Below are 19037 nucleotides of genomic sequence, written 5' to 3' on the forward strand. Positions count from 1 at the left end.
GACGCTCAAATTACCGTTGTTATCCGCAACCCCGAACATCTGTTTGCGCATAAGCTTACGTGTCGGCTTACGTCAGACAAACGAACCTTAAAACGTTAATGTAAGAGCCCTTAACACTGCTCCGGTGCAGGCTGTCCCGCATCTTCACGGGTACGGAAGCTGGAGCCGCAGCCGCAGGTAGCAATCGCGTTCGGGTTGTGGATGGAGAAGCCGCCCGACATGCCGGAAGCCTCGTAATCAATTTCCAGTCCGTTCAAATACTTCAGACTGTCCTTCTCCACAACGACCTTGATGCCTCCTACTTCCATGAACACGTCAGCATCGGTTTCTTCATCGTCAAAGCCCATCCCGTAGGAGAATCCGCTGCATCCTCCCGGCTGTACCCCAAGACGAAGGAACATATTAGGCGTCTCCTGCTGTGAGAGCATTTCTTTTATTTGAGCAGCTGCTGCATCAGTGATATTAATCATTGTATGATACCTCCTTATCCTTACCTTATCTCATTATACTCCACAATATACCTCCCCTCAAGGGACGTTCTCCGGCAGTAATTACCGACTATACTTATTGCCCGAATAGAAAGTGAGGTTTATAATGGTATGGATGCACTCGTTTGTCACAATTTTGACAACAACACTTGGGCTTTATTATCAAGTAACCTGTTCTAATTTTCACAATGCTAGTTCTCCGCTGTAACTCAGCAAAGCGTCTGAACATTAGACGTTATTTTATAGCCATTAGGCATAAGGTATAACACGAGCATCACCGACCCTAGATTGGAGGATATCCCTATGTTAGTAACTGCAACCCCTCATACAGACCAGAGAATGGCTGAAATTATTGAAAAGGTGCGCCGCGGGGAGCGGTTAACCCTTGAGGATGGGGTATATTTATATGAAAGCGACGATCTGCTTACGATCGGTCAGCTTGCGAATGAGGTTAACCTCAAGAAGAACGGCAAGAAAGTATATTTTATCGAGAATATGAGCCTGTACTTCACCAATGTGTGTGAGTCCTATTGCGCCTTCTGCAACTTCCGCAAAGACCAGGGGGAAGAAGGCTCCTACACCCTGTCCGGTCCTGAAATGGTTGAGTATGTGGAACAGCATATCCACCCTGGTATCCGTGAGTTTCATATTGTAGGCGGACACAACAACCATGTTCCTTTTCAATATTATGTGGATTCACTAAAAGCTTTGAACGAGCGCTTCCCGGAGGTTGCCCTTAAAGCCTATACCGCGGCAGAAATCGACTTCTTCACCCGGATCAGCGGCCTGAGTATAACTGAAGTTCTTCAGCAGCTCCAGCAAGCCGGATTACAGTCCCTAACAGGCGGAGGCGCTGAGATTCTATCCGATCAGTACCGGGAGAAAATGAAAGTCGACAAAGCCAATGTAGACCGCTATCTGGAAGTCCACCGCACCGCTCACAAGCTGGGGATCAGAACGGGAACCACTATGCTGTACGGCTCCATTGAAAGCCATGAGGACCGTATTCGCCATATGATACAGATCCGCGATCTTCAGGATGAGACGAACGGCTTCATGGTGTTCATCCCCCTCTCCATGCAGCCGAAGAGCAAGAACGCCAGCATTATGCGCCGCAATTCAGCTTATGAAGACCTGAAGACCATTGCCATCAGCCGCTTGATGCTCGACAATATTCAGCACATCAAGGCTTACTTTATTAATATTGGCACCCAGCTGACTCAGGTGTCACTGAGCTTCGGGGCCTCTGACGTGCATGGCACCATTCTCAAGGAGAAGATCAGCCATGCTGCCGGAGCGAATACGCCTGAAGGCTTGACCCGCAAGGAGCTGATCTGGCTTGTGAAGGGTGCCGGGCGGATTCCTGTCGAGAGAGATACATTCTACAATGAAATTGAAGTTTTTGAATAACAACATAACCACAGAACCTAACGAGCTGCATAAGAAAGGATCCGATAAACATGAAACATTTTGTTATCCTGGGTGGAGGTTACGGCGGTGTCACAGTTGCCAATACGCTATTGAAGGGGAACATGCCTAGCGATATTCGCCTGACTATGATCGACCGGATGCCTTATCAGACGATGAAGACGGAATATTACGCCCTGGCGGCCGGTACAGCCTCGGATGTGGAGCTGCGCGTTCCCTTCCCCGTTCATCAGAATTTGAATATGAAGTATGGGGAAGTCGTCTCGGTTGACCTTGAGAACAAAAAAGTAATCATGGAGAACGATGATCCGGTCTATTATGACCAGCTCGTTATTGCTCTAGGATGTACAGACCGCTTCCATGGAATCCCCGGTGCCGAGGAATACGCATGCACCATTCAGTCCATGAGCGCTGTTCGTCAGACGTACCGTACACTAAATGACATTAAGCCCTATGGCCGTGTAAATATCGTTGGCGGAGGCCTGAGCGGTGTTGAGGTGGCCGCAGAACTTAGAGAGAGCCGGCCCGACCTGAACATCGCTCTGATTGACCGGGGCTCGCGTGTACTCTCGGCCTTCCCGCCGAAGATGTCAGCCTATGTTGAGAAGTGGTTCCATGGACATGATGTGGAGACCCTGTCCCATATCTCGATCTCTTCCCTTGAACCGGGAGTGATTCACACTACCGGAGATGACATTCTGTCGGATGCCACGGTCTGGACGGCGGGGATTCAGCCTGTTGAAATCGTGCAAAAGCTGAACGTTCCCAAGGATCATCAGGGGAGGGTTCTGCTTAACGAGTATTATCAGATTCCTGAGCATCCTGAAGTATATGTATGCGGGGACTGCGCGAGCCTTCCCTTTGCCCCTAGCGGACAAGCCGCTGAAGGACAAGGTGAGCAGATTGCCCACATCGCTCTTGCCCTATGGCGAGGAGAGGTTCCGCGTCTGTCGCCGATCAAGCTGAAGGGGACCCTGGGTTCTCTTGGTAAAAAGGCAGGCTTTGGCCTAATGGGCAAACGTCAGGTTATGGGGCGGGTGCCTCGGATCCTGAAGAGCGGCGTGCTTTGGATGTCCAAGCACCACCTCGGCTAATCACATATATACAAAAGGGCGACCGGACAGCCATTGCTATGGCTGCACGGTCGCCCCTTTTTGTTACACAGTTAGTCAAGATCAAGCTCAGACCAGGCATCTATTTCTTTGATTTTGACCATAATACGTTCGTACAGCTTCTCAGCACTCTCGGCTTCAACGAATTCCCCGTTCACCAGGGCAAATGGAGCCAGAAAGCATTCACCGCAGTGGGTCAGGCATCCGTATTCCAGAACATCATAATCCGGATTCTGTTCGAGTCTCTCCATGACTTCGTCTGTGCCAAAATGCATATTGTTAACACAAAATTCTATAATCGGTCTCATTCGGATCTGCCTCGCTTTACTAATGCCATTTAAATTTCAAGTCGTTTGTAATATAATATATAAGAAAGGAGTTGAGAAATATGAGCCAAAATGCACAAGATACTTTGTATGATGAAGTTCTGGAAGTGCTTGATAAGCTTCGCCCTTTCCTGCAGCGCGACGGCGGTGACGTCGAACTCGTTGACGTGGAGGATGGCATCGTCAAACTTAAGTTGGTGGGTGCTTGCGGCAGCTGCCCAAGTTCTACAATCACACTTAAAGCAGGGATCGAACGCGCTTTGTTTGAAGAAGTCGAAGGCGTTCAAGAAGTTGTACAAGTATTTTAATTTATACACGAGTTATATCCTTAAGGTGGTCAGCCCCCAGGCTGGCACTTCAGCAAGAGTCTTGGCCATCCGGCACGCCGGTGTGCCAGGACTCTTTTCTTATCTGCTGCGGATTGCCGCGCCGTATGCCGTACAGATTTAGGTCGATGGTTTGATCCAGGGGCGGATCGGATCAAGCCCTCCTGATATATCCATGATGTTACCTGTAATGAAATCCGACTCAGGCTGACACAGGAATGAGATCACACGGGAAATGTCTTCCCCGCTTCCGGGTCTTCCTCTTGGTGTCTCCCCATCCGCCTCTCCGCATACCTCGGCAATGGACTTCTCCTTATTCACGCCCCGGATATCTCCAGGACAGATCATATTGACCGTAATTCCATATGGGGCTTCCTCCACCGCAAGGGTCTTGGTGAACGATACAAGTCCTGTCTTCGCGGCAGCATAAGCTGCCCTGTGCGGCCAAGCGCGGGATTCAGCGGCATGACCGAAGCCAAAGTGGATAATTCGTCCCCAATTCTTGCCCCGCATTCCCGCGAGCACCATATGATCCAGCAGCATCGGACCAACCAGATTCCCCTCAATTAGGGATAAGATTTCTTCCCTGGTGTATTCCGCAAATAATCGGCGTTCCCGGATAAATGGACCAGCATTATTAACCAGAATATCTATTGTACCCAGCTGGCTCTCTACCTCCGTTACCAGTCTGGCTATGTCCTGTGAACTCGCTACATCCGCTTGAACTGCAATACAGCGGACACCTTTCCCTCTGATCACGCCTTGAAGCTCGTGCGCTTCAGCTTCACTGTGTACGTAATTCAGAGCGATGTGACAGCCTTGATCCGCCAAGGCAAGCGCCGTCTTTTTGCCTAATCCTTTGGCACTTCCTGTTATCAGAGCAATTTTACCTTTCACAGCGGATTCTCCTCCCAACAAGGCGTCTACCTTATCTCATTCTGACCTTCACCTCAAGTATAAAATATTTGCTCCTTCCCCACAACTTGAGGGTTCTGAATACATTTAGAGCGTACGCAGCTATATAAGATATAAGGAACTATTGAATACACGTTCAGACATCCGTGTGGATAACTCTTTAGAATACTTATATATCAGCACAAAAAAGAGCGGTTCCTAAAAAGGAGGAACCGCTCTTGGTAACGAACAACTTCACAGCTTAATATGCTGGGACAATTGCTCCTTGGTTCAATTTCACAGCTTAGAACGCTGGGACAATTGCTCCTTGGTTCAATTTTCCTGCTTAGAACGCTGGGACAATTGCCCCTTGGTTCAATTTTCCTGCTTAGAACGCAGGAACAATTGAACCTTGATACTTATCTTCAATAAACTTCTTCACTTCAGGTGTAGTGAGAGCTTTCGCCAGCTTCTGGATTGCCTCAGAATCCTTGTTGTCAGGACGGCTAACGAGAATGTTGGTGTACGGTGATTCTTTATCTTCGATAAAGAGGGCATCCTTAGTTGGAACCAGCTTAGCTTCAAGCGCATAGTTCGTGTTGATCAGAGCCAGGTCCACTTCGTCAAGAACACGCGGCAGCATAGCAGCCTCAAGCTCCTTGATCTCAATGTTCTTCGGATTGGTAACAATATCTTTCACTGTTGCATTGATTCCAACGCCATCCTTCAAGGTAATCAGGCCATTCTTCGCAAGAAGAAGAAGTGCGCGTCCACCATTAGTAGCATCGTTAGGAATCGCTACTTTTGCGCCGCTTGGAATTTCTTCAGCAGTCTTGAACTTTTTGGAGTAAGCGCCAAATGGTTCAACGTGTACGCCAATCACACTTACAAGATCAAATTTATTCTTTGTGTTCTGATCGTCAAGGTAAGGCTGGTGCTGGAAGAAGTTGGCATCCAGTTGTTTCTCGAACAGTTGAGTATTAGGAAGAACGTAATCCGTGAACTCTTTAACTTCAAGCTCCACGCCTTCTTCTTTCAATTTAGGCTTGATGTGGTTAAGAATCTCAGCATGAGGAACGGCAGTCGCTCCTACAACCAGCTTAACCGGCTCAGCAGCTGTCTTCGTCTCTGTTGGGGTAGAACCTTTGCTGCCTGTATCCGTGGATCCTTGGCTAGTCTCTTGTGGCTTGCTGCCGCAGGCTGCAAGTACCAATACAAGTGTAAGTAGCAGAAAAGCTGTTGACCATTTTTTCATTTCCAGACCTCCAATATGTTTTTTTGAATAAGGATTTATAATTCTTGTATTTATCTATATAGACTTTCCTTATTTCCTTGTAAAATGAGCCACCAGACGATCGCCAATCATCTGCAGCAGCTGAACAAGAATGATCATCAGCACGACAGCGACGATCATAACTTCCTTCTCATACCGCTGATATCCATAGCGGATTGCCAGGTCACCCAGACCGCCGCCACCAACCATTCCCGCCATCGCGGTATAAGAGACCAGCGTAACAACCGTGATGGTCATGCCGGCAATCAGGCCCGGCATAGATTCAGGCAGCAGCACCTTGCGGATAATCTGAAACGTGGATGCTCCCATGGAGGTCGCCGCTTCGATTACACCGCGGTCTACTTCACGCAGCGCCGTCTCAACAAGTCTTGCGAAGAAGGGAGCTGCCCCGATCACCAGCGGCGGAATGGTTCCCTCTACCCCGATGGATACGCCGAAAATGGCACGGGTCACCGGGATCAACGCCACGATAAGAATGACAAAAGGTACTGAACGCAGAATATTAACGACGAACGAGAGAATTCTATATATGAATCTAAGCAGCGCGGAATTGGATCGCGCCGTGATGAACAGAAGCACACCAAGCGGCAGGCCTATAATGAAAGTTAGCAAGGCAGACGCGCCCAGCATCTTGAGCGTATCTATGGTAGCTTGACCCATCTCTTCCCAGTCAAGCAATGAGAAATCAAGTCCCCACATCAGTTCATCACCTCCACATCTAGATTCCGTTCCTTCAGCAAGGTGATTGTCCGGTGAATACTTGAAGCATCGCCTTCAAAGGAGACCAGCAGCTGTCCATAAGGCATATCCTTGATGGTCGATATCGTTCCCTGAAGAATCGCGAAATTCACACCGGTCTCGCGCACAATTTGCGAGAGCAGAGAGTCATAGGTCTGGGCTCCCAGGAACGTAATCTTCACCTGTCTGGAAGAGCCGGAGTTGGTAGTGGACAGCGCCAGCTTAAGCGCATCCGCTCCCGTTGTCTCCCGGTTGATGAACTCCCGGGTTACCTGATGCTTCGGCTTCAGGAACACCTCGGTTACAGGTCCCTCTTCCACAATTCCGCCTGCATGTATAACCGCGACTTTGTCACACACACTTTGAATCACGTGCATTTCGTGTGTAATCAACATAATCGTTAGATTAAATTTGCGGTTAATATCCAGCAGCAATCTAAGAATGGAATCCGTAGTCTGCGGGTCCAGTGCGGAAGTAGCCTCATCACAGAGCAGTACATCCGGGTCACTGGCTAGCGCTCTCGCGATGCCTACCCGCTGCTTCTGTCCGCCTGACAGCTGAGCCGGGTATTTGTTCTTATGATCTTCAAGCCCGACGAGGGCAAGAAGCTCTCCTACCTTCTTCGCAATGACAGCTTTAGGCGTGTTCGTCAGCGTCAACGGAAAAGCGATATTATCATATACAGTCGCAGAGGACAAAAGATTGAAGTGCTGAAAGATCATGCCGATTTTGCGGCGATGCTTCTGAAGCTCCCCTTTACCGAGTGCCGTCAGATTAACCCCGTTCACCCACACCTCGCCTGAGGTGGGACGTTCCAGCAGGTTAATACAGCGGATCAGCGTACTCTTCCCTGCGCCCGAATGACCAATAACGCCGAAGATTTCACCCTTTTGAACCTTAAGATTCAGCTCTGAAAGTGCCGTTGTGGATCTCTTCTTCGTTCCGTATGTCTTAGTCAATTGTTTTAGTTCAATCAAAGGTTCGATCCTCCTCTATATCACACAACGAAAAGAGCCCTCAGCAGAATTGTAGGGCTCTCGTAATTGAGACTTTACCTTCTCATCTGCCAGAATCGCAAATAGAATTACGCTTCTGAAGGATTTAGCACCATGCCATTCTAGCTCAGATCATCAGGGGTTCTACCAGAACTTGATTGAACTGTGCGCAAATCGGTTGCCGGGCTTCATCGGGCCTGTCCCTCCGCCACTCTTGATAAGAAATATGAAATTTTTCAATCTTATATTGAAATTCTTTCTGAAACTGATACTCAGTATAGTGGCTTTTATAACGTTTGTCAAAGACAATTTATTCATTTTTGCATATTATTCCGATTTGATTGCTTGCTAATATAAAAGTTGGTATATTCAAAGGCCGAATGAAGCGATTCAAGCACCATTTGATAGCTCCGTGTAAGGTCTGCAAGGTACTCATCCAGGTTCTCGACTTCAAGCTTGCCCTGCATCGCCAGATGCTTATGCCACAGATCATCCTGCATCTCCGCATTCATATAATGGATCTCCATATTCCGTCTGCGCCGCAGGCGGGAGACATAATCCTTGTGTCCTTCATGGATAGACATCAGCTTATTCCCAAGGTCGCTATGCACTTTGAGACTATGGAGCTGCCGCAGCACAGTAAAATACGAATAATGCGGCTTGACCTTACCGGTATTCAACTCATACAGCTCATTAAGGAGGGTTCCGAGCTTATCCAGCAGGGAGAAGACCCGAATGAATCCGTCTTTGTAAAAATACACATAGCGGGCATAGTCCCCTTTCTCCTGGGGGCCCATGTCATTCATCAACCTCGTGTGCACCGCTCGGCGGAAGAAGGCTGCGGCATACGTGCACTGCTCCAATTCATCAATAGAGGAGATCAATCCGTAAGTCCACACCTGAAGCTTGAAATAGTCCTGCTTATGATCCTGATTCCTATCCATTGCCTTCTGGAACAGCTGGGCAGTACGTTCCATGGCTTCCAGCGTGTCCGCGAACAGTCCTTCATTCTTCCGAGGCGGTTCCCCTAGCAGGCTGCGCAGCATAGGCCCTCCCCCTTTCTACTCCAGTATTATGCAAAATAACTCTTCCAGCGCTGATCCACCAGCTTCACAATATCCTCGCGAGGGAACAGCTCATCCGGATAGCCTGGCTTCATCCGGGCATCAATTACGATAGGCAGACTGTAGGCTAGGTGATGCTGACGGATCTCCGCATGCGCATAGATATCCGAAGCGGGATTGAACCGGGTGAAGACCGTCCAGGTGAACGCATTGGAGCTCTTCGCCACTTCCTCCGCATGATCGACCAGGACAACTAACGGCCAAGCCGTTCCCTTCTCTCTGAGACGGGCCAGGAGTCTCTCCGGAAGCTCCGGCTCCTGTTCATATGCAGCACCGGATACGACAAGACATCCATCGTGGAATACGGCGATTTCATCGATTTCGGCGATTTCGCCTTCTGTGTATTCCCGGGGCAGCTCGCGAACAGGATCACCCACACCGATCAGAATCGCTTTGCTTCCGTGATTCAGCTTAAGCCCTGTATAATCCAGCGTATCATTGGAGGTTTTGTTAAATATAAATAAGTCCGTCTGCGGATTAAAGCGTTCCAGGATCGTCTTAAGGGTGATCTTGATGTCTGCCAGATCCACAGGCACATTCGTAAGCATTAAGAATTTGGTCAGGGACAGCTGACCTTCACCGAGAATCCGGAAGCCGGCAACCAGGGCTTCCCGTGAATAGCTCTCCCGGACGACTGCGGAGGCCAAGGCATGGAAGCCGCTCTCGGAATAAGTCCATAGGGACCGGACACTTGGCATAACTACCGGAAATGCCGGAGAGAGCAGCTTTTGCAGAAAATCACCAATATAGTAATCTTCCTGACGCGGCTTGCCCACGATCGTTGCCGGATAGATCGCATCCTTACGGTGCCACATATGGCTGACCTTAAGCACCGGGAATTCATGCTGAAGAGAGTAGTAACCGAAATGGTCACCGAACGGGCCTTCAAGACGCCGCTCATGCGGAGGGACGAAGCCTTGAATCGCGAATTCGGCTTCTGCTGGAATCCGGTGGCCGCCCATAGGATTCACGGCCATAGGCAGCTTCTCCCCAAGAATGAAGGAGGTCACCAGCAGCTCCGAGATATGCTCTGGCACGGGCGCAATAGCACCGGCGATCAGGGCCGGAGGACCACCGAGGAACACAGATACCGGAAGTGCCTCTCCGCGTTTCTCAGCCTCATGATAATGGAATCCTCCTCCTTTCTGAATCTGCCAGTGGACCCCGGTTGTCTGGTCATCATACAGCTGAATCCGGTACATGCCTAAGTTATTCTCCTTGGTCTGAGCAGGATTCTCGGTATACACCAGCGGCAGGGTCACGAACGGACCTCCGTCCTCCTGCCAGCTTGTCACTTTAGGCAGATCCGCAAGCGGCCGATCCGTCCGGCATACCTGCAGAATCGGTGCCTCTCCCTTGGGCACCGACTTCATTCCCACCTTTAACACTTCCCGAATCAGTCCGCGCTCATTCCACAGCGCTTTGGGAGTTGGTGGCAGCAAAGTGTTCATCGCCCCCACCAGACGGTTCGCCAGCTCCTCCGGTCTTGGACCGAAGGCCATCTCCACACGGCGCGGCGTACCGAACAGATTGGTTACGACCGGGAAGGGGGTACCTTTGACATTGGTGAACAGCAGGGCCGGACCTCCCTCTTCGATAACCCGGCGGTGAATCTCGGCAAGCTCCAGATAAGGATCAACCGGCGCATCGATAACAGCGAGCTGCTTGTCCTTGCGAAGAGCCTCAATCCACTGTCTTAAGTTCCTGTAACCCATAGACCATTCCTCCTCTAATATTTAAAGCGATTCCCCTGCTCCTAAACTTAGTTCAAGCTCCGCAGCAGGTGCGGAGCTTGAGTTGTCATGCATATTGCTATTCGGCTATCCTCTATGCCTTCGTTCTGCTGAGCAGCCAGGTCTTGATGCTCATATAACTAAGCACGCCGAACAAGCAGGCCAGAACGAAGATGTGTGCTAAGGAAGCGAAGACATACGTACGCGGGTTATTAAGATTCAGTACGAGAAAAGCACCTGTGAAAATCTGAATAATGACAAGCACCGTTGCGGCAACTCCCAAGGATCTGATCTCCTTGTTGCCCGGATGCTTCCGATAGGCAAAGTGACCAAGAATCCCGATGACAATGAACAGGGTCATCGCTCCCAGACGGTGAATGAAAGCAATAGCGACACCCCCGGTAAGCTCGGGAATCACTTCCCCGTTACATAGTGGCCAGCCGCTGCAGCCTCCAGCTGAATCCGTATGACTGACATAGGCCCCTAGATACACAACGATATACGTGTAACATGTGGCGAACCACACCAGGTTGCGAAAGGTCTTGCTTACCGGGCGGGATGGAAGCTTCGGCAGGTTGGCTTCTTCCCGTTCCTGTTCCCGCATGCCAAGGGCAAGCATCAATGAGCTGGCAAAGGCGATCAGCGAGAAGCCGAAATGAAGAGCCATAACGGCAGAAGATTGAGAGAACACGACGGCAAATGCCCCCATGATGGCTTGGACCACCACAAAGATCAAGGCAAACAAGGCGTAGAGCTTGAGGTCACGCCGTTCCTTACGGTAGAGCATGAAGGCAACGAAGGCCGCGAGGGCAAGAAGCCCCGCCGCCCCGCTAACTGCCCGGTGCGACCATTCGATAATCGAAGATAAGGTATGCGCGGGTACGAACTTCCCGTGACACAGCGGCCATTCACGGCCGCATCCAAGGCCCGCGTCCAGCTTGGTTACTGCGGTTCCGCCCAGCGTAGCCATCAGCATCACAAAGCTGGAGGCGTAACTGAGCCATTTTAGACGTTTGGTATTCAAAATTTCCTCACCTGCTATATTAATTTTGATGTAGACATTTCGGAACTGCTCTTTCATTATAACCGATGAGTATGTACATATCATAAGTCACTTGTGACAAAATGTTCAAATCATAAGGACGGCGCCACCCTAATAAGGATGACGCCTGTGACATTGATTACTGCGATTAGTTCTCTTTGCGTTCCGCTGTGTCGTGAAGTGTGCGATAGACATCCAGGGCTTTGTTCAGGAAATCCTCAATTTCTTCGCGGGATTTACGCGCTTTGTTGACGAATCTGACCAGCTCGCGTCCATCGGTATAGGCAACGAAGCTCGGAATGCCCAGAATGTTCTGCTCCTGACTCACGTCTCCAACCTTGTCCACATCCACCTGAAGGAATGTGATCCGATCCCCGTACTTCTCCTCAACCTCAGGCATGAACGGATCGATGAATCTGCAATCTCCGCACCAATCGGCTTTGAAGACGGCTACAACCAGATTACTGGACTGCGTCTCAACGGTGAACGCACCAGGTGATGTCACTTCTTTCATGAGCTTCATTCCTTTCTATAGTTATCTCTCTTAGTCAATCAAACTGAAGAGTGGAAGTCAAACTTTTAGGACATAATTGGACTAAAATCTTCTTTTTGATGAAAGAGAGGAATCACGATGAGCGAGCCCCTTAATCAGGATGGCGCGAAGTCACCAGGCCTGGGTGCCGTACTCAAAGAAATGCTGTCCACTTTCCCTTCGATGGTAAGTGAGGTGGTGAAGAGCAAGACAGCGGGTATTGCCGCCTCATCACGTCTTCGCGAAGAACGGGTGAGCCTGGATTGGAATGAGGCTTCCGCACGGACCGTCTATAGCGAAATTGAGGACCTGCTCCGCCGAAGCAGTCAAGGCAGAAATATGGACGAGCACCTTGCCGCATCCCATTTCCCCGATGGACTGACCTCAGCCGATCAAGACATCATCCAGGAGATAGAGAATGCGGTCAGCCGCGGCAATATCAGCAATTTGACCCGGACTGAGGCCTATCTGAAATGTTATGAGGCTTATCCCGAGCTGCACTGGTCCTTCCTGGCTCATATGGTATCCCGTAATGCGGGGTGGAATATGAGTGATCTGCGGGGCGGGCAAATGTATCCTCTGCTCAGCGAGGCAAGCAAGGAGATCACGTACCGCTTCCTCGAAAGGTGCAACGCGCTTATTTTCCAGGACGCCTATCCGCAGCTTCTTCTGTATATGAAGAGCCGGGAGATCGGCTCAAGCCTCTTTTATCTGCTGCCCCATTTCCACGTATCCCGGTTCATGCAGCCTTTCTGGGAACGCTTCTGGCTCGAGAGGGGCAGCGCGCTGCTTGCCGTGGGGCTGATTATTAATGAACAGAATTATATTGAGAAAAGGGTTGTCCAGAATCCGTACTTTCAGAATCGGGTAACGGATAAAGTCAATTTCCACCTCCACAGCTGGGCCGGTCTCAACCAGATTGTCTTCCCTCTGCTTGATGAGGACCCGCTGACTGCATTCGGGGAGGCAATATCCGCCCCCGATCCGCTATGCCCGGATGAATCTATCCCGCGGCTTGCCGGCCGGATTCTTGGTGATTTCTCCAGCCTGAATGCACGCATCACATTTGGCAAAAGCCTGTACGCCCTGCTGTTCGGCCTCACCTCCCTGCGCAAGGGTGCCGAGACGTTCGCCTCGCGGATTCCCCATACCGGTTCAAGGTCGGATTATTGGCCGGGACTCTTCACGACGCACAAAGAAGAAGCCCTGACCACCGGGTTAGAGGGATCAGAGCTTCTGGAGCAGGGGAATCTTCCACCCGGCAAGCGCCTGTATGCGCCGCAGTTGCTTGATGCCTGGGGAGATACCAGTTATGAGCCGATCTCCCGTGAAGACTGGATGCAGGATCACAGCGCGCTGGATGGGCTTAGCAAGCCGCAGCAGCCTTTTTTATGTGATATCAGCTTTGAGCATCGGCTTGGGATTATCAAGACGGCCTTCGCCCATGATGCCGCGGGTACCTTGCATTAGTTAGCCGATGTACCCGTACTCCGCTGAAGCCGCATCAGCGGCCGAAGTACCTTTTGCAATACTCGCGGGTAGCTGTCCAGCTCATCTCTGCGAACAACACGCAGGAGTACCAGCATAACAGGGTACAGAGCCAGAACGGCTGCACCGACCAGACAGCAGGCCAGGAAGAACCCGATTCTTGGTGGCATGAATGAAGTGGTCAGATCACCCACATAATTCAGTCCGTAGCCGACTCCGAACAGAATAACCACGGTTAGCAGAAAGCCTGTCCAGCGCCCCCGCATAATATTGAATGAGACCATTTGTTTCATAGAGCGAAGATTAAGCAGGGTAATAATCAGGAAGCAGATCCCGGTAGCACCGATAATCCCGTAGATCCCGAATACCGCAGCCAGCGCGAAGCTCGCGATCAGCTTAACCAGAATCCCGACAAAGACATGCCCCATCGACAAATTGACTTTGCCCATGCCAATAAGAATCGAGCTTGTGATGGACATGGTAATCTGGAAGATAGTTCCCAAGGTCAGCAGACCAATAATCCCGCTGCCATCCAGGCTGCTGAAGAGCATGCCATTCAAGGAATAAGCCGCCGAGCACAGAATGATCACAATCGGCATGCCGGTTAGGATAGAGACGCGCATAGCCAGGGTGATCTGGCGCTCAAGGTGCGGACGGTCCCCCCGGGCAAAAGCCGCTGCAATTACCGGCAGAAGCGAAGCGCTGAGCGCTATGGACAGGATCGGCGGGATTCCGGCGATACTCTGGGCCCGGCTTCCAAGGATACCTAATGTATGCGTGGCAGCCAGGTTGCCCATCTGATCAATCAAAAGCGGCTTGACCAGAGTGGAGTCAATGAAGTTAATGGCGGGCACAGCCAGCGATGAGAGAACGATAGGGATGGAGAGCTTGAAGATATCCCGGTAGATCCGCATCAGCGGGATCTGCTCATCTCCTGCAGACAGATCCTCCAGCTGCAGCTTCCGGTCCTCTCTTCGCAGCTTGATGGAATACCAGAGCATAATTCCGAACGCGGAAATGCTTCCGAGCACCCCGCCGAAGGACGCTCCCGCGGCTACCCACTCATCAGAGTAGCTGGCATGGAGAAGGAAGAAGGCAAGTCCAATCCCGGTAATTACCCGAAGCACCTGCTCCATGATCTGGGATATCCCGTTTGCGGTCATTTTGCCCCTACCCTGGAAATAACCCCGCATCATCGCAATGGTCGGGAACAGCAGAAGCGCCGGAGCTATTGCCCGAATCGCAGGTGTTGCTTCAGGCTGCTCCGTCCAGTTCGCATAGACGGGTGCAAGCACGTACAGTAATATCGTTATGACGATTCCGATAAATACCGAGAAGATCAGGGCTGCCTTATAGACCCTGTTCGCCTCGCCCGGGCGCTTCAGCGCATAGCGTTCCGAGACCATTTTGCTAAGTGTGCTTGGTATACCTGCTGTCGCGACGGTCAGAAGCATCAGATATACGTTGTTCGCCACGGTATAAGACGCGTTGCCGACCGCTCCGAAGATGTGCTCAAGCGGTACCCGCTGCACCAGGCCGAGAAGCCTTGCCACCAAGGCGGCGGCAGCCAGGATCAGCGTACCTTTGATAAAAGATTCTTTCTTAGACAAACCCTTTTCCCTTCTTTCTCATAATCCAAGTTGATGCATTTCCCTAGAAAATCCAGATGAAGAACAGGATAATCATCACAATCTCAAGAATAATCTTGACGACCATGCTGCTGAACAGCCCCACGACAGAGCCAACTCCGACCTTAAGTGATTTCTGGAAAGAGGAGCCCGAGAGCATCTCTCCCGCCACCGCTCCCACAAACGGTCCAATAATCAGTCCGAACGCGGGAATTACAAAAGGCCCTATAATCGCACCTATGGTACTCAGCCATACGGACGCTTTGCTTCCGCCGAATCGCTTGACTCCCCATGCGCCAACCGCATAATCCGCAGCCAGCAGGACAACAACGATAACCGTCTGAATTGTCCAGAAGCCCCAGCCGAAATGCTCGAAGGTGAAGAACCACCCATACACCAGAAAAGCGGCGTAGACTGCTATAACACCAGGCAGGACAGGAACCACTGCTCCCGCCAGCCCGACAATGAACAGACCAATAATCAGAACCCAGCCTAGAATGTCCATCCGGGGATCACTCCTCTGTCAGAATAAATTTCTGGATGACCTCAGCAATCCCATCATCATTGTTGGATGCCGTAACATAGTCCGCATTCTCCTGGACGGCGATCTGCGCATTCCCCATGGCAACACCAAGGCCTGCGGCCTGGATAGCCGCCAGGTCATTCAAGCTGTCACCCACCGCAATCACCTGGGACATATCAAGTCCAAGTAGCTCGCATACAACCTTGAGTCCTGTAGCCTTGTTCACGCCCTGTGGATTAATCTCGTAATTGTACGGGGATGAGTTCGTAATCTCAAGCCCCTCCATCTCTTGAAGTCTCATGAGAATCTTATGGCGCAGCTCCGCATCTTCGGTATGATATCCGAACTTGATCCACTGGTTCGTCTCCAGCAGAGCAGGGTCCCAATTCTTCTCGTTATATGTACCCTCAACAGCGTACGCCCAGAACCAGACGCCATATTCTACAGCGATAGCATGCATCCGGGCGATCAGCTCTTTATCAAACAGCTCTCTGCGGTACAGTTCGTGAGGTGTCTTCCAGACCTCACTCCCGTTAACCGTCACCATTGGCGTCTTCAGCCCAAGCTGGTCCCCGAAAGGCACCGCCTCGTCGAAGGACCGTCCTGTAGATAGACAGACATGAACGCCCGCAGCCGCCGCTTTGCCGATCCATTCCGCTGTTCTTGGTGATATCTCATGATTGTCAGTCAGTAAAGTTCCATCCATATCAAGGGCAAGCAGTTGGTATCTCATCCGTTCATCCTCCATCTTTAATCTGATTCTCTGTATTTACTTACACACATATCTTAGTCATTCTACCACAGGTCCAACTGACCAACAAAGAACTCCACCCACAGACAAATAACCGCGCTTCGGCCTTGATGGCTGAAACTCGGTTATTCGGGAGCTTCGACTATGGTGCCTGGATTCCAGTTCATCCTGCGAGCACAATGATCGCCAGAACACCCAGTGTCATTTTGGCTCGCTGCATCGGGCTCTTCTTCACTTTAATCTCCATGGGTCATCCTCCTTAGTTTATTAATATGTTGAAGGTTAGTAGTATTATTTGCATTCAGCAAATAATGTTTCCTTAATGCAATTCTATGCGAATTAGCGGTGAATAGCAAGTGGAATTCTCCCCATGCCTCGTGATCCCTGAGCCCAATTCTGCGGATATCGATACCATTAACGTAGGCAGGTAAAATACAAAAAAAACGAACCCGGCAGACTATCAAAGTCTTGCCAGGATCGCTTCATATTCCCATCTTATCTGGTGGTTCCGGTCGTTTGGCCGTCTGCATCCGCGGCCTTCTCTTCATTCTTCTTCAACGTCTTCTTAGGAACACCGTCCAGACCATATTCCATGTCATAAGCGTCAAATATCTTGCGGGCAATCGGCGCCGCGCTCTGCGCTCCGAATCCACCCTCAGGAACCACTACCGCTACCGCAAGCTTCGGATTGTTACGCGGTGCGAAGGCGATAAACACCCCGTTATCCACAAGCTTTCCTCCAACACTTTGTGTCGAGGTCCCTGTCTTACGGGCGAAGTCATACGGGAAGTCCTTAAACACGCTGACTTCGGTTGCCATTCCTTTCAGGATTTCATTCCAGTGGGAATTCTTGAATTTCACTTCGTTAAGAACTTTGGGCTCGAATTTCTTCACAATGTTCCCGTCAGCATCCTTGATCATATTGACCAGATGCGGCTCCATTCTCTTCCCGCGGGTAGCCAGCATCGTCGTATACTGGGCGAGCTGCATCGCAGTGTACTTCCCCTGCTGTCCAAAGGAAGAGAAGACAAGACGAGATAACGCGGTCTCTTTCTCGTTCGTATACTCCCGTAACCCGAGATATTCGTTAGGCAGATCCACACCTGTGGATACGCCGAGACCGAACTGCTTCATGTATTCGTCCCACTTATCGATCCCTTTCTCCCCATACTTCTTATAAAGCCTCTCCCCAATCATTTCTACCATAAATGTATTGGAAGAGTGGCGGATCGCATCGGCCGGACTGTTCAAATAACCATATACGTGACCCTGAGAGTTCTGAATTCTTGAGGAGTCATTCTTCCCGAAATAAGCATAACCCTTGTCATAGTAAGGGGTGCTAGTTGTGAATAAGCCCTCCTTCAGGCCGACCAGGACAGACAGCGGCTTGATCGTTGATCCGAGCAGGACAACCGACTCGGGATGTTGCCCCTCCTTTTGGCCTGAACCAAAGGAACGAATCGTCCCGTTCTGATACACATTCTTGATCTTGTCATAGTTGTCACTGGAGATCCCACCGGTGCGCCATACATTAGGATCATAATCCGGCATACTTGCCATGGCGACCACATTGCCTGTGTCCACTTCCATGGCTACCGCGAACCCTGTTTTTGCATACTTGTGATATCTCCCGCTGACCGGATGCGTGTGCAGCCAGCTCAGCTGCTCCATAATCGCCTTCTGGGCAGTCAGCTGTACATCGCTATCGATATTCAGGTAGATGTCATGGCCTTTCTCGGGGGGAGTCACTTCCGCAATTCCACTGGCCATGTTCCGCGGGTCAACCGAGACGCTCTTGAACCCGTTTCTTCCGCGCAGTTCATCCTGATACTGATATTCCAGACCGTCGAAGCCGACATCCTCCGTATCCGTGTACTGCAGTGCCGGATCATCCGCCAGGCCGGTCTTCTGCTTATAGAAATCCAAGCTGGTGGATGCCCCTTTGAATTTCTTGATGTAACCTACAGCCTGAACAGCAAGTCCCTTCACACCGTCATTCGGGTTAGTATAGTAATTGCGGATACTCTCCTCGACCACGTCGATGCCGGGATATTCAGCTTTGTGTTCCATGAAATAAGCGATTTCCTTATTAGAGAGCCCGACCTTCAGTCGCCGGGGGGTGAACCCGCCGCTTAGACGCGACTTGAGATCCATCGCTTCGACAACCTGGTCAACCGTCAGCTTCTCGCCGCCCGGGTCCCCCAGCTCATTGAACCTCTCAACCAGCCTCTCGGCCAGTACCCTTGCGTTCGCTTCATTCTTCCCTGTATATTCCTTCGTGAGTGTCATGTAGAGCGACTGGACGGGCGTGGAGTATGCTAATTTAATATTCTTCCGGTCATAGATCGTACCACGGGTCGGCGGAAGCGGAATATCCTTGACCGCAAGATTGCCTCCCTGCTTGATCAGACTCGGTCCTTCAACAAATTGTAGAATGGCAAGACGAACAATGATCACGGTGAAAATGGCAAATGCGCTGAAAAAGAACAGATTAAGCCGGATATTAAAATGACGCTGCTGCTCCGCTTCCTTCTCCCTCGGATCATCCTGATAATTGTTTTTCATTGGTTCCTCCTACTTCATTCGCAAAGCTTGGTATATTCTGTATTTTATCA

General features: G+C 50.6%; 18 protein-coding genes and 1 riboswitch. Of the genes, 4 read left to right on the forward strand and 14 right to left on the reverse strand.

Translation table 11 applies throughout. The features are described 5' to 3' along the window. Positions 1 to 110: 110 nt before the first annotated feature. Positions 111 to 470, reverse strand: coding sequence for a HesB/IscA family protein (locus tag LDO05_RS14675; protein ID WP_251376114.1), 360 nt, complete (start codon positions 468 to 470; stop codon positions 111 to 113). A gap of 321 nt (positions 471 to 791) precedes the next feature. Here LDO05_RS14675 and mqnE point away from each other — a divergent pair, with 321 nt between their 5' ends. After that, positions 792 to 1898 carry an aminofutalosine synthase MqnE gene (gene mqnE / locus LDO05_RS14680; RefSeq protein WP_251376115.1) on the forward strand — a complete coding sequence of 369 codons (1107 nt, stop codon included), beginning with the start codon at positions 792 to 794 and terminating at the stop codon, positions 1896 to 1898. Between the two features lie 50 nt (positions 1899 to 1948). Beyond that, complete coding sequence (locus tag LDO05_RS14685) at positions 1949 to 3010, forward strand: NAD(P)/FAD-dependent oxidoreductase (RefSeq protein ID WP_251376116.1); 1062 nt, start codon at positions 1949 to 1951, stop codon at positions 3008 to 3010. 71 nt (positions 3011 to 3081) lie between these two features. Here LDO05_RS14685 and LDO05_RS14690 read toward each other — a convergent pair whose 3' ends face one another. After that, on the reverse strand, positions 3082 to 3336 hold the full coding sequence (locus LDO05_RS14690) for a YuzB family protein (RefSeq protein WP_251376117.1): 255 nt from the start codon (positions 3334 to 3336) through the stop codon (positions 3082 to 3084). Positions 3337 to 3416: 80 nt separating this feature from the next. Between LDO05_RS14690 and LDO05_RS14695 the strand changes: the two genes are divergently transcribed. Beyond that, on the forward strand, positions 3417 to 3662 hold the full coding sequence (locus LDO05_RS14695; RefSeq protein WP_068620113.1) for a NifU family protein: 246 nt from the start codon (positions 3417 to 3419) through the stop codon (positions 3660 to 3662). Between the two features lie 138 nt (positions 3663 to 3800). Here LDO05_RS14695 and LDO05_RS14700 read toward each other — a convergent pair whose 3' ends face one another. The 8 genes from LDO05_RS14700 to LDO05_RS14735 form a co-directional block, all read right to left on the reverse strand. Continuing rightward, entirely contained in the window at positions 3801 to 4577 is a 777-nt protein-coding gene (locus LDO05_RS14700) for an SDR family oxidoreductase (protein ID WP_251376118.1), read from the reverse strand. Positions 4578 to 4962: 385 nt separating this feature from the next. Then, the gene (locus tag LDO05_RS14705; RefSeq protein ID WP_251376119.1) at positions 4963 to 5829 is read right to left on the reverse strand and encodes a MetQ/NlpA family ABC transporter substrate-binding protein; all 867 of its coding nucleotides are present in this window, start codon (positions 5827 to 5829) and stop codon (positions 4963 to 4965) included. A 69-nt stretch (positions 5830 to 5898) separates the two neighbouring features. After that, positions 5899 to 6567 (reverse strand): methionine ABC transporter permease, encoded by a 669-nt coding sequence (locus LDO05_RS14710; protein WP_251376120.1) that lies wholly within the window; start codon positions 6565 to 6567, stop codon positions 5899 to 5901. Next, complete coding sequence (locus LDO05_RS14715; RefSeq protein WP_251376121.1) at positions 6567 to 7583, reverse strand: methionine ABC transporter ATP-binding protein; 1017 nt, start codon at positions 7581 to 7583, stop codon at positions 6567 to 6569. The genes LDO05_RS14710 and LDO05_RS14715 overlap by 1 nt, the downstream gene beginning before the upstream one ends. 79 nt (positions 7584 to 7662) lie before the next feature. Continuing rightward, a riboswitch (SAM riboswitch) is annotated at positions 7663 to 7825 on the reverse strand. A gap of 90 nt (positions 7826 to 7915) precedes the next feature. After that, positions 7916 to 8647: a Cthe_2314 family HEPN domain-containing protein gene (locus LDO05_RS14720; protein ID WP_251376122.1), complete on the reverse strand. Its 732-nt coding sequence runs from the start codon at positions 8645 to 8647 to the stop codon at positions 7916 to 7918. 26 nt (positions 8648 to 8673) lie between these two features. Next, positions 8674 to 10440, reverse strand: coding sequence for a UbiD family decarboxylase (locus tag LDO05_RS14725; RefSeq protein WP_251376123.1), 1767 nt, complete (start codon positions 10438 to 10440; stop codon positions 8674 to 8676). Between the two features lie 112 nt (positions 10441 to 10552). Further along, the gene (locus tag LDO05_RS14730; protein WP_251376124.1) at positions 10553 to 11482 is read right to left on the reverse strand and encodes a COX15/CtaA family protein; all 930 of its coding nucleotides are present in this window, start codon (positions 11480 to 11482) and stop codon (positions 10553 to 10555) included. A 166-nt stretch (positions 11483 to 11648) separates the two neighbouring features. Next, positions 11649 to 12014 carry a thioredoxin family protein gene (locus tag LDO05_RS14735; protein WP_251376125.1) on the reverse strand — a complete coding sequence of 122 codons (366 nt, stop codon included), beginning with the start codon at positions 12012 to 12014 and terminating at the stop codon, positions 11649 to 11651. Positions 12015 to 12131: 117 nt separating this feature from the next. Between LDO05_RS14735 and LDO05_RS14740 the strand changes: the two genes are divergently transcribed. Next, the gene (locus LDO05_RS14740; RefSeq protein ID WP_251376126.1) at positions 12132 to 13502 is read left to right on the forward strand and encodes a DUF2515 family protein; all 1371 of its coding nucleotides are present in this window, start codon (positions 12132 to 12134) and stop codon (positions 13500 to 13502) included. Here LDO05_RS14740 and LDO05_RS14745 read toward each other — a convergent pair. The 4 genes from LDO05_RS14745 to LDO05_RS14760 all read right to left on the reverse strand — a co-directional run bounded on the left by LDO05_RS14745 (position 13499) and on the right by LDO05_RS14760 (position 18987). After that, positions 13499 to 15130 (reverse strand): putative polysaccharide biosynthesis protein, encoded by a 1632-nt coding sequence (locus LDO05_RS14745; protein ID WP_251376127.1) that lies wholly within the window; start codon positions 15128 to 15130, stop codon positions 13499 to 13501. The two genes, LDO05_RS14740 and LDO05_RS14745, sit on opposite strands and share 4 nt — an antisense overlap. A gap of 43 nt (positions 15131 to 15173) precedes the next feature. Continuing rightward, positions 15174 to 15653: a DUF456 domain-containing protein gene (locus LDO05_RS14750; RefSeq protein ID WP_251376128.1), complete on the reverse strand. Its 480-nt coding sequence runs from the start codon at positions 15651 to 15653 to the stop codon at positions 15174 to 15176. A gap of 7 nt (positions 15654 to 15660) precedes the next feature. Next, positions 15661 to 16419: a Cof-type HAD-IIB family hydrolase gene (locus LDO05_RS14755; RefSeq protein WP_251376129.1), complete on the reverse strand. Its 759-nt coding sequence runs from the start codon at positions 16417 to 16419 to the stop codon at positions 15661 to 15663. Between the two features lie 498 nt (positions 16420 to 16917). Continuing rightward, on the reverse strand, positions 16918 to 18987 hold the full coding sequence (locus tag LDO05_RS14760) for a peptidoglycan D,D-transpeptidase FtsI family protein (protein ID WP_251376130.1): 2070 nt from the start codon (positions 18985 to 18987) through the stop codon (positions 16918 to 16920). Positions 18988 to 19037: the final 50 nt, after the last annotated feature.

Origin of the sequence: Paenibacillus sp. YPG26, assembly GCF_023704175.1 — a bacterium.
Lineage (GTDB): Bacteria > Bacillota > Bacilli > Paenibacillales > Paenibacillaceae > Fontibacillus.

Bases quoted from the DNA above. Each gene is read 5' to 3' on its own strand.
- LDO05_RS14675 (WP_251376114.1), bottom strand. From the start codon at position 470: ATGATTAATATCACTGATGCAGCAGCTGCTCAAATAAAAGAAATGCTC.
- LDO05_RS14750 (WP_251376128.1), bottom strand. From the start codon at position 15,653: ATGGACATTCTAGGCTGGGTTCTGATTATTGGTCTGTTCATTGTCGGG.
- LDO05_RS14740 (WP_251376126.1), top strand. From the start codon at position 12,132: ATGAGCGAGCCCCTTAATCAGGATGGCGCGAAGTCACCAGGCCTGGGT.
- LDO05_RS14695 (WP_068620113.1), top strand. From the start codon at position 3,417: ATGAGCCAAAATGCACAAGATACTTTGTATGATGAAGTTCTGGAAGTG.
- LDO05_RS14710 (WP_251376120.1), bottom strand. From the start codon at position 6,567: ATGTGGGGACTTGATTTCTCATTGCTTGACTGGGAAGAGATGGGTCAA.
- LDO05_RS14725 (WP_251376123.1), bottom strand. From the start codon at position 10,440: ATGGGTTACAGGAACTTAAGACAGTGGATTGAGGCTCTTCGCAAGGAC.
- LDO05_RS14690 (WP_251376117.1), bottom strand. From the start codon at position 3,336: ATGAGACCGATTATAGAATTTTGTGTTAACAATATGCATTTTGGCACA.
- mqnE (WP_251376115.1), top strand. From the start codon at position 792: ATGTTAGTAACTGCAACCCCTCATACAGACCAGAGAATGGCTGAAATT.
- LDO05_RS14735 (WP_251376125.1), bottom strand. From the start codon at position 12,014: ATGAAAGAAGTGACATCACCTGGTGCGTTCACCGTTGAGACGCAGTCC.
- LDO05_RS14720 (WP_251376122.1), bottom strand. From the start codon at position 8,647: ATGCTGCGCAGCCTGCTAGGGGAACCGCCTCGGAAGAATGAAGGACTG.
- LDO05_RS14760 (WP_251376130.1), bottom strand. From the start codon at position 18,987: ATGAAAAACAATTATCAGGATGATCCGAGGGAGAAGGAAGCGGAGCAG.
- LDO05_RS14755 (WP_251376129.1), bottom strand. From the start codon at position 16,419: ATGGAGGATGAACGGATGAGATACCAACTGCTTGCCCTTGATATGGAT.
- LDO05_RS14705 (WP_251376119.1), bottom strand. From the start codon at position 5,829: ATGAAAAAATGGTCAACAGCTTTTCTGCTACTTACACTTGTATTGGTA.
- LDO05_RS14685 (WP_251376116.1), top strand. From the start codon at position 1,949: ATGAAACATTTTGTTATCCTGGGTGGAGGTTACGGCGGTGTCACAGTT.